This window comes from Citrobacter sp. MGH104 (genome assembly GCF_001034485.1).
GTDB lineage: Bacteria > Pseudomonadota > Gammaproteobacteria > Enterobacterales > Enterobacteriaceae > Citrobacter > Citrobacter freundii.
The window spans coordinates 489,676-504,966 of the sequence record NZ_KQ089818.1; the positions used below are offsets into that span (position 1 = coordinate 489,676).

General features: G+C 49.7%; 17 protein-coding genes and 3 tRNA genes. 4 read left to right on the forward strand and 16 right to left on the reverse strand.

The window, feature by feature from the left end; all coding sequences use genetic code 11:
• Window positions 1-121 precede the first annotated feature (121 nt).
• Both SK34_RS02310 and SK34_RS02315 read right to left on the reverse strand, forming a co-directional pair.
• Window positions 122-592, reverse strand: coding sequence for an SRPBCC family protein (locus tag SK34_RS02310; protein WP_048232257.1), 471 nt, complete (start codon window positions 590-592; stop codon window positions 122-124).
• A gap of 13 nt (window positions 593-605) precedes the next feature.
• On the reverse strand, window positions 606-1,295 hold the full coding sequence (locus SK34_RS02315) for a LolA family protein (RefSeq protein ID WP_048232259.1): 690 nt from the start codon (window positions 1,293-1,295) through the stop codon (window positions 606-608).
• 204 nt (window positions 1,296-1,499) lie between these two features.
• On the opposite strand from SK34_RS02315, the gene SK34_RS23345 reads away from it, so the two are divergent.
• Window positions 1,500-1,844 (forward strand): hypothetical protein, encoded by a 345-nt coding sequence (locus SK34_RS23345; RefSeq protein ID WP_044711107.1) that lies wholly within the window; start codon window positions 1,500-1,502, stop codon window positions 1,842-1,844.
• Window positions 1,845-1,953: 109 nt separating this feature from the next.
• Here the strand turns inward: SK34_RS23345 and SK34_RS02325 are convergent.
• From SK34_RS02325 to uvrY, 6 genes are all read right to left on the reverse strand, one after another.
• Window positions 1,954-2,040: transfer RNA gene (locus tag SK34_RS02325), tRNA-Leu, on the reverse strand.
• 12 nt (window positions 2,041-2,052) lie between these two features.
• Window positions 2,053-2,126 (reverse strand) — tRNA-Cys (locus tag SK34_RS02330).
• Between the two features lie 51 nt (window positions 2,127-2,177).
• Window positions 2,178-2,253: transfer RNA gene (locus SK34_RS02335), tRNA-Gly, on the reverse strand.
• A 151-nt stretch (window positions 2,254-2,404) separates the two neighbouring features.
• A complete protein-coding gene (pgsA, locus tag SK34_RS02340; RefSeq protein WP_003030490.1) occupies window positions 2,405-2,953 on the reverse strand; it encodes a CDP-diacylglycerol--glycerol-3-phosphate 3-phosphatidyltransferase in 549 nt (182 codons plus the stop codon).
• Window positions 2,954-3,008: 55 nt separating this feature from the next.
• Entirely contained in the window at window positions 3,009-4,841 is a 1,833-nt protein-coding gene (gene uvrC, locus SK34_RS02345) for an excinuclease ABC subunit UvrC (protein ID WP_003030488.1), read from the reverse strand.
• Window positions 4,838-5,494, reverse strand: coding sequence for a UvrY/SirA/GacA family response regulator transcription factor (gene uvrY / locus SK34_RS02350; protein WP_003030486.1), 657 nt, complete (start codon window positions 5,492-5,494; stop codon window positions 4,838-4,840). The genes uvrC and uvrY overlap by 4 nt, the downstream gene beginning before the upstream one ends.
• A gap of 296 nt (window positions 5,495-5,790) precedes the next feature.
• Here uvrY and SK34_RS25150 point away from each other — a divergent pair, with 296 nt between their 5' ends.
• Window positions 5,791-5,934 (forward strand): hypothetical protein, encoded by a 144-nt coding sequence (locus tag SK34_RS25150; RefSeq protein WP_418219448.1) that lies wholly within the window; start codon window positions 5,791-5,793, stop codon window positions 5,932-5,934.
• Window positions 5,935-5,953: 19 nt separating this feature from the next.
• A complete protein-coding gene (locus tag SK34_RS02355) occupies window positions 5,954-6,178 on the forward strand; it encodes a DUF2594 family protein (protein WP_003030482.1) in 225 nt (74 codons plus the stop codon).
• A 66-nt stretch (window positions 6,179-6,244) separates the two neighbouring features.
• Here SK34_RS02355 and sdiA read toward each other — a convergent pair whose 3' ends face one another.
• From sdiA to SK34_RS02395, 8 genes are all read right to left on the reverse strand, one after another.
• Window positions 6,245-6,967: a quorum-sensing transcriptional regulator SdiA gene (gene sdiA / locus SK34_RS02360; protein WP_003030480.1), complete on the reverse strand. Its 723-nt coding sequence runs from the start codon at window positions 6,965-6,967 to the stop codon at window positions 6,245-6,247.
• 230 nt (window positions 6,968-7,197) lie between these two features.
• On the reverse strand, window positions 7,198-7,950 hold the full coding sequence (gene tcyN, locus SK34_RS02365; RefSeq protein ID WP_003030477.1) for an L-cystine ABC transporter ATP-binding protein TcyN: 753 nt from the start codon (window positions 7,948-7,950) through the stop codon (window positions 7,198-7,200).
• Complete coding sequence (tcyL, locus tag SK34_RS02370; protein ID WP_003030474.1) at window positions 7,947-8,615, reverse strand: cystine ABC transporter permease; 669 nt, start codon at window positions 8,613-8,615, stop codon at window positions 7,947-7,949. Before tcyL ends, tcyN begins: the two co-directional genes overlap by 4 nt.
• Before the next feature lie 21 nt (window positions 8,616-8,636).
• On the reverse strand, window positions 8,637-9,623 hold the full coding sequence (gene dcyD, locus SK34_RS02375; RefSeq protein WP_003030471.1) for a D-cysteine desulfhydrase: 987 nt from the start codon (window positions 9,621-9,623) through the stop codon (window positions 8,637-8,639).
• Between the two features lie 108 nt (window positions 9,624-9,731).
• Window positions 9,732-10,532 (reverse strand): cystine ABC transporter substrate-binding protein, encoded by an 801-nt coding sequence (gene tcyJ, locus SK34_RS02380; protein ID WP_048232263.1) that lies wholly within the window; start codon window positions 10,530-10,532, stop codon window positions 9,732-9,734.
• A gap of 100 nt (window positions 10,533-10,632) precedes the next feature.
• Window positions 10,633-11,184: a flagella biosynthesis regulatory protein FliZ gene (gene fliZ / locus SK34_RS02385; RefSeq protein ID WP_016150547.1), complete on the reverse strand. Its 552-nt coding sequence runs from the start codon at window positions 11,182-11,184 to the stop codon at window positions 10,633-10,635.
• 57 nt (window positions 11,185-11,241) lie between these two features.
• The gene (locus SK34_RS02390) at window positions 11,242-11,961 is read right to left on the reverse strand and encodes an RNA polymerase sigma factor FliA (protein WP_003030465.1); all 720 of its coding nucleotides are present in this window, start codon (window positions 11,959-11,961) and stop codon (window positions 11,242-11,244) included.
• A gap of 162 nt (window positions 11,962-12,123) precedes the next feature.
• The gene (locus SK34_RS02395) at window positions 12,124-13,626 is read right to left on the reverse strand and encodes a FliC/FljB family flagellin (protein ID WP_048232265.1); all 1,503 of its coding nucleotides are present in this window, start codon (window positions 13,624-13,626) and stop codon (window positions 12,124-12,126) included.
• 255 nt (window positions 13,627-13,881) lie between these two features.
• Between SK34_RS02395 and fliD the strand changes: the two genes are divergently transcribed.
• Window positions 13,882-15,285: a flagellar filament capping protein FliD gene (gene fliD, locus SK34_RS02400; RefSeq protein WP_003834040.1), complete on the forward strand. Its 1,404-nt coding sequence runs from the start codon at window positions 13,882-13,884 to the stop codon at window positions 15,283-15,285.
• The last annotated feature ends 6 nt before the right edge of the window (window positions 15,286-15,291 follow it).

Here is a 15,291-nt window from a genome sequence, read left to right on the forward strand (position 1 = left end):
AAAAGGTGAGCCGATGGAGGTTATTCATCAATAACAGACCTGTTAACTGCGAATGAAATAAGAAACTGCGCGACAAATAGTAAGCCATAGGCAGGCAAAAAGTACAGCCGTGAGGGCGAGTTCAGAAAATATAGACATTCGTTGCCAGCTTACGGGCTAACCCTCTGGCCCCTTCGCGCATGACCGTATCGTGATTCCAGCGAAAAACGGGTGCCGCCAGCGGGGCCAGGTAATTCATCCAACGAATCGTGGTGCGAACATTCCAGTCATATCTGACGATGGTCTCAGCGCCACTGGCAGAAAAATACCATACACCTCGCCCTTCTACCGCCCCACTAGCTTGTCCCTCAAGCAGCGAGCAAGGCAGAATATTTAACACGTTGATGTCAAAGGTTAAGCGATAGGGAAGCGCTCCTTTCCAGGTATAACGATGCAGCGCCCCAATGCCCTGTATATCACCTTTTTTAATTTCAACAATGCGTTCCAGACTTTCCCACCATTCAGGCCACTGATCGGGATGAGAAAAAACATCCCATACCTCCTGAATAGAAGCCTCAACCCGCCAGACGGTGGAAAACTGATAGTCAGCCATAATACAGCCTCCTTCAGGGTGAGAAGAAATTGGCGGGAAAACGGATGTTAATGACCATAGCATCCAGAAGCACGGTTTCTAATCGCTGCCCATCTGGCGCATAGCTGATCACTTTGGCAGGAAGTCCGTGATAATTATCCAGCCAGACGTCATAGCGGTGAACACCATCAACCACCATTGTTCCAGGCCCAACCACAGATACGTGCGTCGTCGCCCGTCCTGCAAGGTTTTCCTTGCCAACAGTGGTCATTGTCCCTTCGCGTTGCAGATGACGAATATTGCCCAACAACACGCCGATATCAGAGCGATCCACCCGATGACCACGCTCATCCTGGATCAATGAATTAGTAGGCGACAGGTGCAAAATGGGCAAAGAACCCACACCAAATGGCCATAACGTCACTTTACCGCTGACAGGATTAAAGATAAGCACCGCTCCTGAATGCGGTTGGGTAAAATCCATCCGCACATACCCAGGCTTTTGAAAGCTATAGCGAATAATTTTGCTTTCTTCGGATGGCGACGAGGAGCGCATCATGACCTGATAAGAGGTCAGGTTATTAAATGACTGTTGAGAAAATGCGATGGGATCCATAGCCCTGGCATTCTGCGAAAAAATATTACCTTTTTCCACCGAATATGCTGCACAACTAAAGGTGAGCAATGCTGCGAACATGACTATCGGAGAAGATGAAATGTTCATAGCTGCCCCCTGAACCAGCGCGATTGGCAAACAGGAGTTATCACCTGCCGACTGTTTTTATTATAGTTCTTAACTGCGCGGCACTACTCTTCCGGCCCCTCAGACTCAGTATGGGCATCAGGTTTAAATTATTGGTTTTCTTTTTAGTTGAGATGACAACATAAAGCTATACTTTAATAGCCATACTTTTAATAGGTATTAATCATGAAACTGCCATCGGTATTTTCATGCACCGTTCTCATATTACTGCTGCTGTCGTCATCTTCTGCCACATCCAGCGCGTTACAAAACCAGGCCGTCAGAGAGCAAGAGTTAAGCGCGGCACTTCGAGCCGGTAATGGCGTGATCATCATTGGCGGGACGGATGATTTCGTTTTCACGTTCAGGGCACGAAACCGAATCCACAGACACCTGGCGATACAGGATGGCTTTGGCGATCCCATCCTGATGAATGGTTTCCAGGACCACAACTATAATCCCGCCCGCGATGGTTTTATCAACAACCCTGCCCGAGGGGGCTTTATGTTTAACGCGCCGATTCGGCGATAGATTGATGTGCAATAGTGAGTTCTATGCTTGTAAAAAACAGGCACAAAAAAACCACCCGTAGGTGGTTTCACGACACTGCTTATTGCTTTGATTATTCTGTTCTTTCCCATGGTACCCGGAGTGGGACTTGAACCCACACAGCGCGAACGCCGAGGGATTTTAAATCCCTTGTGTCTACCGATTCCACCATCCGGGCTCGGGAAAAAATTGGAGGCGCGTTCCGGAGTCGAACCGGACTAGACGGATTTGCAATCCGCTACATAACCGCTTTGCTAACGCGCCGAAATCTTCTGGCTTTTCAGCCAACATCCGCTATTGCCGATGTCATAAATTTGGAGCGGGAAACGAGACTCGAACTCGCGACCCCGACCTTGGCAAGGTCGTGCTCTACCAACTGAGCTATTCCCGCATCACCAAGTAACTTTGTTAATCACTTGATTTTGTTATCGTCTGGCAATCAGTGCTGCCGTTCGATGCGTTGCATTCTACTTACCTGACGCAATGAGTCAACGATATTTTTCACCACTAACGATCGTTTGCTGAAATTTGCGTCGAAACGATCACTGATCAAGCAAATCTCCACGTGCAGCGCTCAAATACTGGAACATTGACCACAAAGTCAGTATCGCGGCGACGAAGAAAAGTGCGATCCCAGCATACTCAACCCAGATATTTGGACGCCACAGCAGCCAGGCCAGCGCAGCCATTTGCGAAGTGGTTTTCACTTTACCAATCCAGGATACGGCTACGCTGCTGCGTTTACCCAGTTCGGCCATCCATTCACGTAGTGCAGAGATGATGATTTCACGCGCAATCATTGTTGCGGCAGGGAGCGTCACCCACCAGCTGTGGTAATGCTCTGTCACCAGTACCATCGCAATAGCTACCAGCACTTTATCAGCGACCGGATCGAGGAAGGCGCCAAAACGCGTGCTTTGGTTCCAGCGGCGAGCCAGAAAACCGTCAAACCAGTCTGTGACCGCTGCGATACAGAAGATCAGCGCACAAACAAAGGGAGCCCAGGTGAATGGCAGGTAAAAAGCCAATACAAAGAATGGGATCAGGATGACGCGAAACAGCGTGAGCAACGTAGGGATATTAAATTGCATATGACGGATAACTATCTGTTGTCAGTGAAATTACCTCTATGTTGCTACAGAGGGCCTAATGTTTCAACGAGTAGAAGATCTTTTCTGCCAGAGCTTGCGAAATACCCGGCACTTTTGCAATTTCTTCGATACTTGCATTACGAAGACCTTGCAAACCTCCCATATATTTCAACAACATCTGGCGACGCTTTGGCCCGACACCTTCGATGGTCTCAAGCGTGCTGGTGCTTTTCACTTTCGCCCGCTTTTTACGATGCCCGCTAATCGCATGATCGTGAGATTCATCGCGGATATGCTGGATAACGTGCAATGCAGGCGAATCCGGCGGCAGACTAAAGCCCTCACCTTCCGGCTCAAAGAACAGTGTTTCCAGACCAGCTTTACGATCGGCCCCTTTTGCCACCCCCAGCAAAAGTGGGTGCTGTTTGTCCCAGGGAACGTCCAGTTCAGCAAAAACGGCTTTCGCCTGCCCTAACTGACCTTTACCGCCATCGATCAATATGACGTCCGGAATCTTACTTTCTTCAATCGCCTTACCATAACGCCGACGTAAGACCTGATTCATCGCTGCATAATCATCACCCGGCGTAATGCCGGTAATATTGTAACGCCGATATTCTGCACGCAGCGGGCCATTGGCATCAAAAACCACACAGGAGGCTACTGTCTGCTCCCCCATCGTATGGCTAATGTCGAAGCACTCCATACGCTTCACCGCAGGTAACTTCAATACGGAGGCCAGCGCCGTCAGACGTTGCGTAATCGTCGACTGCTGAGAAAGTTTCGTAGTGAGCGCCACTGCCGCGTTGGTCCGCGCCAGCTTCAGATAACGCGCGCGATCCCCTCGCGGTTTCGTCTGCACGTTAATCTTCCGTCCGGCCAGTTCAGACAGAGAGTCTGCCAGCAGGGTTTTATCGCTAAGATTGAAATCGAGCAGGATCTCCCCGGGTAAGGTACGCATCTGGCTCCCCTGCAGATAAAACTGCCCGACAAAGGTTTCGACGACCTCGCCCAGTTCCGTACCACCAGGTACTTTAGGGAAATAGCTGCGGCTGCCCAGCACTTTACCCTGGCGAATAAACAGAACGTGCACACAGGCCATGCCGGCGTCAAACGCCACGCCAATGACGTCCAGATCGTCTCCGGTGTTAGAGACAAACTGTTTTTCGGTCACGCGGCGTACGGCCTGGATTTGGTCACGAATTCGCGCAGCCTCTTCAAATTCGAGATTTTGGCTGGCCTTTTCCATGCGGGTAATCAGCTGTGTTAACACCTGATCGTCTTTTCCGGACAGGAACAGACGAACATACTCGACCTGCTGAGCATACTCTTCCTCGCTCACCAGACCCGCGACACACGGGCCGAGACAGCGGCCAATCTGATATTGCAGACAAGGTCGAGAACGGTTGCGATAAACGCTGTTTTCGCACTGGCGGATAGGGAATATTTTCTGCAACAGCGCCAGCGTTTCACGCACCGCATAACCGTTAGGGAACGGTCCAAAGTACTCGCCTTTGGCATGCTTTGCCCCACGATGCATCGCCAGACGCGGGTGGGTATCGCCGCTAAGGAATATAAAGGGGTAGGATTTATCATCACGCAGCAATACGTTATAACGCGGCTGATATAGCTTGATGTAGTTGTGCTCAAGCAATAACGCTTCGGTTTCAGTGTGCGTTACCGTGACATCAATTTGCTGGATTTGCGCGACCAGCGCTTCGGTCTTGCGTGACGCAAGATTACTACGGAAGTAGCTGGAAAGCCTTTTTTTCAGGTCTTTCGCTTTCCCGACATAGATAACCGTTCCGGCGGTATCATACATACGATAGACGCCGGGCTGGCTGGTCACGGTTTTCAGGAACGCTTTGGCATCAAACTGATCTGTCACTGGCTTGCTAATGTCTCCGCATTACACAGGCCATGGCGAATTGCCAGGTGAGTCAGCTCTACATCGCCATGAATGTTTAATTTACTGAACATTCGATAGCGATAGCTGTTCACCGTTTTAGGACTAAGATTCAGTTGCTCTGAGATCTCATTAACCTTCTGACCTTTGGTGATCATCAGCATAATCTGCAACTCGCGTTCAGACAAACTGGCAAACGGGGTTTCCGTTTTCTCAGGCTCAATCTGGCTGAGCGCCATTTGCTGAGCGATATCGGAGGCAATGTACCGTTGCCCGGAAAAAACCGAACGAATCGCACTCACTACTTCCTGGGGGGCGGCGCCTTTGCTGAGATACCCTGCAGCCCCTGCCTGCATAACTTTTGCAGGTAATGGGTTTTCGGTGTGTACCGTCAACATGATCACTTTAATGTCTGCCGTGGAACGCGCAATTTTGCGGGTTGCTTCCAGACCGCCAATACCGGGCATATTCATATCCATCAGCACAACGTCAACGGAATTTGAGCGGCACCATTTTACCGCATCTTCACCGCAGCACGCTTCGCCGACAACTTTTATGCCTTTTATATCTTCCAGAATGCGTCGTATCCCTGCGCGCACCAGTTCGTGGTCATCAACAAGAAAAACGTTGATCAAAGGAATATCTCCAGAATAGGGATAACGCTACCGATAGTTAATCGGTCCTATGTTAACGGGTTTTATCTCAACTTTGAAATGTAAAAAACGCCCGACTTTCGATTTTGCTCTCGTTTTTGGAAATTAGATTGTACGACGAGTGGAAACTTTCAGTACTGGTAACCTTTTGCCACGGTTATATCTGTGTAGCTGTTTCATAATGGTGACAAAAAGATCATATTCCTTCGCTGAATGCAAACCAGGCAGTCAAAGTTGTAACAATAATTAACGAGGAAAATACTCGAAATAAACAACATGTGGAGAAAATATATGCACTGCAACATGTTGTTTATTTTAATGTCCACAACATTGGTCCGCGCAAAAAACAACCACAGATATTTTTAGCCTCGCTTATGGTATACTCCGCCGCCTTAAGATTTGACATCGCACTTTTTCATTGAAACATAACGAGGAAAATAAATGAGTACGCCTGACTTTTCCACTGCTGAGAATAACCAGGAACTGGCCAATGAAGTCACCTGCCTGAAAGCCATGTTAACGCTGATGCTGCAGGCAATGGGTCAAGCCGATGCAGGCCGCGTGATTCTTAAAATGGAAAAACAGCTCGCGCTGATTGAAGATCAATCACAGGCTGCGGTATTTTCCAACACGGTTAAGCAAATTAAACAAGCTTACCGCCAGTAATAAGAAACCGGCTGATAGCAATGCTCTCAGCCGGTTTTGCGTCTGACACTCAGAACGATAATTTACTCAGATAAGCCCGGTTGCCGCGGCATAACAGGCTATCTGCGTTTTGTTTGGCGCGTTGAATTTCTTTTGCATATTCTTCTGGTGGAAGTTCACGGTATTTTCAGAAATCGACAGAATGATGGCTATCTCTGAAGAGGTTTTCCCCTCAGCCGTCCATTTCAATATTTCCTTTTCCCGCTTGCTAAAACGCATCTCTGGCGCCATAACCATGTCATCTTCCAGCCGCGTCAGTACAGACAGACTTTCCCGTACCAGAAGCTGCATCCTGAGCTCCACTTCATCGCTCGCAAGGCGACTGTTACGGATACTTGCACGCGATACAGATAAAAAACCCAACGCCCGGTTAGGCAACATTAAGCATTGCGTCATCCCTTTGCGTAAACCGTGATTGCGCGCGGCGTCCCACAAAGGTTGCGCATCGCGAAACAGAGTATCGTTCCAGGGTAAATGCCCCTGACTGAAGTTTTCAGGTTTCAGCACCGGATCAATGGCAAAATAATTTTCGGACTGATAATGCGCCACCCATGCTTTGGGATAGGTCGTATGAAGTGACGTTTTAGGTCGGGTAAAAGGTACCGGATGACGAACACAGAGCGCGTAGAAATCAAACTCTAAGTGCTGCGTCTGTTGTTGTAATTCCGTATAGACATCCTCTGCCGTCGCCATTTCCTGAAAGCGTAACAGCATGCTCCGTCGCCAGGTGAAGAAATCAAGATCCTGCATACTAAGTGGTAATGCCCCTGAGATTGATAATCATCCAAACATATGAAACAAGCTAACACATAAATGTATTTTATATATGCAAATTATCGGACAAATGAACAATTACTTGAGTATTACTCAATAGCGGAAGTAAGTAACAGAATCAAATGTTAATAATAAAGCAATAATTATAAATAGTTATGCGAAGAGCACTCGCCAGAAACAATCCCGGCGAGTGTCATATACACTATTTATTGCATCAAAAACTTTTCAAGAAACTGACGGGTACGTGGCTGCTGCGGATGCGTGAATAAGGATTTTGCTGGTCCCTGCTCGACTATCCGTCCTTGATCCATAAATATCGCTCTATCGGCGACATCGCGAGCAAAGCTCATTTCATGCGTCACAATTACCATGGTGCGTTTTTCCTGCGCCAGTTGGCGGATGGTATTAAGTACCTCGCCAACCAGTTCAGGATCAAGCGCGGAGGTCGGTTCATCAAAAAGAATAACCTCAGGTCGCATCGCCAGCGCTCGGGCAATCGCTACGCGCTGCTGCTGTCCACCCGATAAACGCCGCGGATAGCTGGTTTCTTTACCTGCCAGCCCGACTTTCGCCAGCAATTCACGCGCACGAGCTGTCGCTTCGGCTTTTGGTTCACCTTTGACTATCACCGGCCCTTCAATAATGTTTTCCAGCACTGTCCGATGGGGAAACAAATTAAAGTTCTGGAACACAAAACCGACGTGCTGGCGTAACTGACGAATCAGCCCTTTCTGCTGGGTCAACGAACGCGCGGTATCAATGGTAATCTCACCCACTTTAATGGTGCCCGCCTCCGGTTGCTCCAGCAAATTAATGCTACGCAGCAGCGTGGTTTTGCCCGATCCGCTCGGCCCGATAATCGCTACTACTTCACCAGGTTTGACGTCAAGATCGATCCCATGCAGCACCGTTTGCCCATGAAATTTTTTGACCAGGTTTCTGACTTCGATAGCACTCATTTCGGCTCTCTCTCCTGGCGGTTCAGTTGTTCTTCAAAATAGTTTTGCAGCGCAGAAAGCACCGTCGCCATCACCCAGTAAATCAACGAGGCCGCCAGATACATCGTAAAGACTTCCAGCGTACGCGAGGTAATCAGCTGCGCCTGACGGAACAGTTCCGGTACCTGAATAGTGGCGGCCAAAGAGGTATCTTTCACCAGACTGATAAAGCTGTTGCTCAGCGGCGGCAGCGCAACGCGCGCAGCCTGTGGCAGGATTGCCCGGCGCATGGTCTGCCAGCGCGTCATACCAATACTGGCACCCGCCTCCCACTGTCCTTTGTCGATGGAAGAGATTGCCGCACGCAGGGTTTCCGCAGCGTAGGCGGCTGTATTAAGCGACAAGCCAATCATTGCCGCCGGGATGGGATCAAGCTCAATTCCAAACTGCGGCAGACCGTAATAAATCATAAACAGCTGGGCAATCAACGGCGTTCCGCGAAAGATAGAGATATAAAAACGCGCCAGCCAGCGCACAGGCAGCAGCGGCGACAGACGCATCAACGCCAGGATAAACCCCAGCACGAGGCCAAAAAACATCCCGCCGATACTCAGTTGCAGCGTAAAAACCGCGCCTTTAAGCAGATACGGCAGGGAATCAATTACCAGTTGGATACTTTCATGCATTAGCGTTTTTCGACCTGGTTGTTACACGTGAGGATGGTAGGCAAACAGTGCAGGCGCCCCACCGGTATGGATAAAGAGGATTGGCCCTTCATCTTTGAAGCGCTTCTGGCTGATGCCGTCAATCAAACCCGCCATCGCCTTACCGGTATACACCGGATCCAACAAAATGCCTTCGAGGCGCGCCAGCAGTTTTACCGCCTCCATGCCCTCTTCGTTTGGCGTACCGTAGCCCGGCGCATAATAATCATCCCATAACAGGATATCCGCTGAGGCCGTCAGTTCCAGTTCTCGGGCAATATCCTGCTGCAACGTGACAACTTTTGGTTTTTGATCGGCGACGCTGCGCGAAACGGTCACGCCGATAAGCTCGACGTCTGGCATCAGTTGTTCCAGGCCCACGGCCAGTCCGGCATGCGTTCCCGCACTGCCCGATGCGACCACCACGGAAGAGAGCGAAACGGCCCCTTCACACTGCTGGGCAATTTCCAGCGCGCTTTCCACATAACCCATCGCCCCCAGAGCATTAGAGCCCCCAACCGGGATCACATACGGGCGGAACCCTTGCGCTTCAATGCGCGTCGCCAGCTCCTGCAACTGCGCATTCGGATCGGTCAGCGCGTCACACATTTCGATCTGCGTATTAAACAGATCCAACAGCAGACGGTTGCCATTGGTGAGATAGTTTTCCGCCGTGGTGCCAATCGGATTTTCCAACAGCGCCACGCAGTGCAGGCCAAGCTTAGCCGCTACCGCCGCAGTCTGACGAACGTGGTTAGATTGGATGGCACCCGCGGTTATCAGCGTATCAGCGCCTTCACGCAGCGCGTCTGCGGCCAGAAACTCCAGCTTACGCAGCTTATTGCCGCCCATGGCCATCGGCGTGACGTCATCGCGTTTGATGAAAATATCGCGCCCAAGGTAGTCGGAGAAGCGTGGAAGATATTCAAGCGGCGTTGGCGCGCCAATAAATTCCAGACGTGGAAAGCGCGTTAAGTTATGCAGCGGCATACAGCCTCCGGTATTCGTTGTTGTGATGTTCTTTTTATTATGCACGTTCAGGCGCAATCAAATAAAAAAAGGCGCTGTTAAAGGCGCCTTTTTTTCAGCGGATGACGATTATTTCGTCACATCCGCTCCAAACCATTTTTCAGACAGGGCTTTCAGCGTACCGTCTTTCTGCATTTCAGCAATGGCCGCATCAACCGCTTTCAGCAGATCTTCATTGCCTTTGCGCAGCGCCACGCCGGACTCCTGACGGGAGAACGCTTCACCGGTCACAGCCAGCGTGTCTCTGGTTTTCTTCACCAGATCCAGCGCCGCCAGACGGTCAACCAGAATGGCGTCGATACGGCCTACACGCAGATCCTGGTATTTGGTCGGGTCATCATCATAGGTACGAATATCCACGCCCTGCACGTTCTGGCGCAGCCACTCTTCATAGTTGGTGCCCAGACCAACGCCGACTTTTTTACCTTTCAGATCGGCAGCGGTCTTAATAACGCCTTCATTGCCTTTTTTCACCAGCGCCTGAATACCAGAAACCGTATACGGGGTAGAGAAATCGTATTTTTTCTTACGTTCGTCAGAGATGGTCACCTGGTTGATGACCACATCAATGCGCTTGGAATCAAGAGAGGCCAGCATACCATCCCACTTGGTCGGCTTCAGGTTAGCTTTCACCCCAAGGTGCTTGGCCAGTTCCTCAGCGAATTCCACTTCGAAACCGGTCAGCTTGCCATCATCACCCTGAAAACTAAACGGGGGATAGGTCCCTTCCAGGCCCACCAGCAGCGTGCCGCGCTCTTTAACTTTATTTAACAGACCTTCATCTGCATAAGTCTTTACGCTCATTCCGGCGACAAGTGCAACAGCCATTACACCCATCAGAGCCTGACGTCCCAGAAGTGCTAATTTCATAGTTACCCCGAATATTGTCATTAGTGACTATCATTTATGACTACAGTGTAAAACGTTTGCTGTGATCCACAAACACGACTCTGTTACACCTTATTCGTTTTTAATATATATCAGAACTGGCTGTCCAGGAGGATTTCTGCATATGCCCTATATGCGTATGGGCTTTAAACTGCTCATACTTACGTAAGGCGATGCGGTAATTGTTGGTACTGGTTTCCGGCAGCCACGGGGCAAGGTTTTCGTCGAGGAACCCTTCCTGTAGCAGATCGTGAGAGATATTTTGTTCGGTCAGGTGATTCCCGAGGCGACGCAGACGGACAACGTATTCACGTACCGTACCGTGACTCATTTCGGTCTGCTCAAATAAAAACTGTTTAAAACCGATAATATCGAAAAAGTCGCTCTGCTCTTTGCAATGCAAATCACCGCAAAAACGACACAGTGCCACCCACTCTTTTTTCTCCTGCTCCCACTCGGCTTCATCCAATAAAGTGTCCAGGCGGGCGATAGCGATTTTATTCACAATTTGCCCGCGACGAACCAGCGTGATCCTGTCGAGCAACTTAAAGCAATGGGCGCAATGCGTCTGGCTGTGTTTGAAATCTTTGAGGTAGCGGCTTAGAGGCCGTCTTTTTGATTGCTGCACCGTCATGAGAACTCCTGGTAGTCAATTCGTAATGCGGCATTGTTCAGGGGTAATAATGTACCCCTATAGCTTACCCAGCTTGGTGCGTAGACGTTTGATGGCCTGACTGTGCAACTGGCTGACCCGTGATTCCCCGACTTCCAGTACCGCGCCAATCTCTTTCAGATTCAGCTCTTCCTGGTAGTACAGCGTTAACACCAGCTTTTCGCGCTCAGGCAACGCCTCGATCGCGTCCATCACGCGCTGGCGGAGGTTACCCTCAAGAAGCTGTTGTAACGGGTTTTCCTGCTGATGTTCTTCCGTCACCAGCTCAATACTATCGCCATGCTCTTCCCGCCACTCGTCATAAGAGAAGAGTTGGCTGTTATTGGTATCGAGCAACATCTGACGATACTCTTGTACAGGAATAGCCAGACGCGCCGCCACTTCGGTTTCCGTCGCGTTGCGCCCTAATTCCTGCTCCAGTTGTCCCATCGCCTGTGCCACTTCGCGAGCATTGCGCCGAACGCTACGCGGCACCCAATCCCGGCTACGTAGTTCGTCCAGCATTGCCCCACGAATACGCTGCACTGCGTAAGTGGTAAATGCCGTTCCTTGCAAAGCGTCATATCGGTCAACGGCATTCAATAACCCGATGCCGCCCGCTTGTAGCAGGTCATCCAGTTCTACGCTCGCCGGCAAACGCACCTGAAGGCGCAATGCTTCGTGACGCACCAACGGTACATAACGCTGCCACAGCGAGTGTTTATCCATTACACCTTCAGCGGTATACAGTGAATTCACGATAAACAGCCCTGCGTTAAATGAGTTATCGGCATGATTATCCGTTTCTGCAGGGGTTTTAATTGGGTGAATAGTGGGTGAAATGGGGGGTTATTTGGGGGTTACGGGTAAAGCTAAATGTAAAAAACCCCGCCGGAGCGGGGTTTGCGCAGTAAGCGTAAATTAACGCAGCAGAGACAGAACGTTCTGCGTGGTCTGGTTAGCCTGTGCCAGTACAGAAGTACCTGCCTGTTGCAGAATGTTTGCACGAGACATGTTGGACACTTCGGTCGCGTAGTCAGCATCTTCGATACGGCTACGGGCTTCAGACAGGTTGTTTACGGTGTTACCCAGGTTGGTAATGGTAGAGTTGAAACGGTTCTGTACCGCACCCAGGTCGGAACGCAGGTCAGCAACTTTCGCCAGTGCCGCGTCGATTTTAGCCAGCGGGCTATCGGTTTTGGTGGTAGCCACTTCGTTCAGAGCTGCACCTGATTTGAAGTCGTGACCTTTAACGCTGGAGGCCAGGTACTGTTTACCAGCAACAGTTGCCACTTCAGTTTTGCCGTTCACACCACCAAACTGCACCGCTGCCTTCTGAGAAACACCAGCAGCATCCGTATAATCAACTGTTTTAGCGGTGATAGTACCGGTTTTAGCATCGTAATCAGCAGCGTAGTATTTGCCGTTGTTTTCCAGTGCATAACCGCCATCAATTGCTTTGCCGTTTTTGTCTTCAAAAGACATTTTAACCAGCGTGGTGTTACCCGCGGTAGCACCTGCAACGCCAGCACCAACTAAAGCTGTTGCTGCTGCAGTAGTGTCTGGTTTAGTGGCAGCGACGTCCACATCCTGAACATTGGCTACTACTTTCGTTTCTGCAAGAGTTACAGTAGTTTCTTTCCCGCCAGCGATAGTAACAGCACCACCAGCAGATACTGTAGCCTTATACAAGCCATCGCCATTAGTACCAGTAGAACCTGTGATATTTACAAAGTATGAACCATCTTTGAACCGGACTGTAGCAGTACCACCATTACCAGCAGTAGCCCCTGCCGCTGTTTCAAGTTCCCCTGCAGTCGGAGCGGTAATAGCCTGCGCACCATCTTTATATGTAGCAGCAGTACCAACAGCGGTTGCTTTAGTGGTGTAAGCATCCTGCACGCTCAGGCTATCCAGACCCAGCGTTTTGGAGTTGATTTCTTTCAGGTTGATATCGATGGTTTCGCCATCGTTGGCACCGACCTGGATGGTCAGGGTGTTGTCTTTTGCCAGCACTTTCACGCCGTTGAACTGGGTCTGACCGGATACGCGGTCGATTTCGTTCAGACGCTGAGTGATTTCAGCCTGGATGGAGTCGAGGTCAGACTGGGAGTTAGTACCAGTAGAAGACTGAACCGCCAGCTCACGAACACGCTGCAGGTTGTTGTTGATTTCAGACAGAGAACCTTCAGTGGTCTGCGCGATGGAGATACCATCGTTGGCGTTACGGGACGCCTGAGTCAGACCTTTGATGTTAGAGGTGAAGCGGTTAGCAATCGCCTGACCAGCAGCATCATCTTTCGCGCTGTTGATACGCAGACCAGAGGACAGACGCTCGATAGCGGAGCTCAGAGAAGACTGAGATTTGTTCAGGTTATTCTGGGTCAACAGCGACAGGCTGTTTGTATTGATGACTTGTGCCATGATCTTTTCCTTATCAATTACAACTTGATGTTATTGGGCTGTTGCCCACGGTTTCTCACCGTAACCCTTGTATCGGCACCTTAATTTCGAACTTTAGAAAATTTTTACTTTCCGTCGTTTTTTTTCTTAGCCGCTGAAATACCCTCTATATGCACCACTATTCCGCGCATTATTTTTGCAAAACTATTATTAAACTTTGCGCGCAGATTGCCGATAAAGCGGTTAACTACTGTTTGCAATCACAAGGAATTAGGCATGCCTTCATTTACATCACTGGGCGTTGGTTCGAACTTACCGCTGGATACATTGCTGACAAACTTAACCACTGCTGAGAAAAAGCGTTTAACGCCGATTACCCAGCAGCAGAGCGCTAACACCTCGCGTCTGACCGCGTATGGCACGCTGAAAAGTGCATTAGAAAAATTTCAGACGGCGAACACCGCACTAAACAGTGCCGATCTGTTTAAAAGCACCACAGCCACCAGCAGCACAGAAGATTTAAAAGTCAGTACCACCGCAGGCGCTGCTCCAGGGAAATACACCGTCAGCGTCACTCAACTGGCGCAAGCACAGTCATTATCGACTACGGCAAAAATTACCTCGACTAAAGAACAGTTAGGCGATACCAGCGTCGATGAACGTACGATTACGATTTCGCAGCCAGGCCGTAAAGAACCACTGGAAATCAAATTAGGCAAAGGTGAAACCTCTCTGGAGGATATTCGTGATGCCATTAACGACGCGGACAGCGGTATTTCCGCCAGCCTGGTGAAGGTTAAAGAAGGCGACTACCAATTGGTGTTAACCGCAGAAAGCGGCACTGAAAGCGAAATGACCATCTCAGTATCAAATGATTCGAAACTGAGCGATTTACTGTCCTATGACAGCAAAGCGGGCAGTGGGAAAATGAAGCAACTGGTCGGGGCGCAAAATGCGCAATTGACCGTCAACGGCATTGATATTGAACGTCAAAGCAATACCGTAACTGACGCACCGCAGGGCATCACGCTCCAACTGACCAAAGAAGTAAAAGATGCGTCGATCACTGTAACAAAAAGTGATGAAAAGGCCACAACAGCAATTAAGGCCTGGGTAGAAGCCTATAACTCGCTGGTGGATACCTTTGGCACGCTGACTAAATATAAAGAAGTAGAACCGGGTGAAGCGGCCAGCGCAGATAACGGCGCGTTACTGGGTGATAGCGTTCTCCGTACCATTCAAAACGGTATTCGTGCGCCATTTGCTAACAGCGGCAGCGAATCCTCGTTTAAAACCATGTCTGAGATCGGCATTACGCAGGACGGTGGTACCGGCAAGCTAAAAATCGATGAAGAAAAGCTGGCTAAAGCTCTGAAAGATAATACCGCTGCCACTCGCGAACTGTTGGTTGGCGACGGCAAAGAGACCGGTATTACCACTAAGATTGCCACCGAAGTAAAAAGCTATCTGGCCGATGACGGCATTATCGATAATGCGCAAGACAATATTAACGCCAACCTGAAACTGCTGACTAAGCAGTATCTGACCGTAAGCAACAGTATTGATGAAGTCGTGGCACGTTATAAAGCCCAGTTTACCCAACTGGATTCCATGATGAGTAAGCTGAACAGCACCAGTACGTATTTGGGTCAACAATTTGCTGCGATGAGTAATTCCTGATAACAC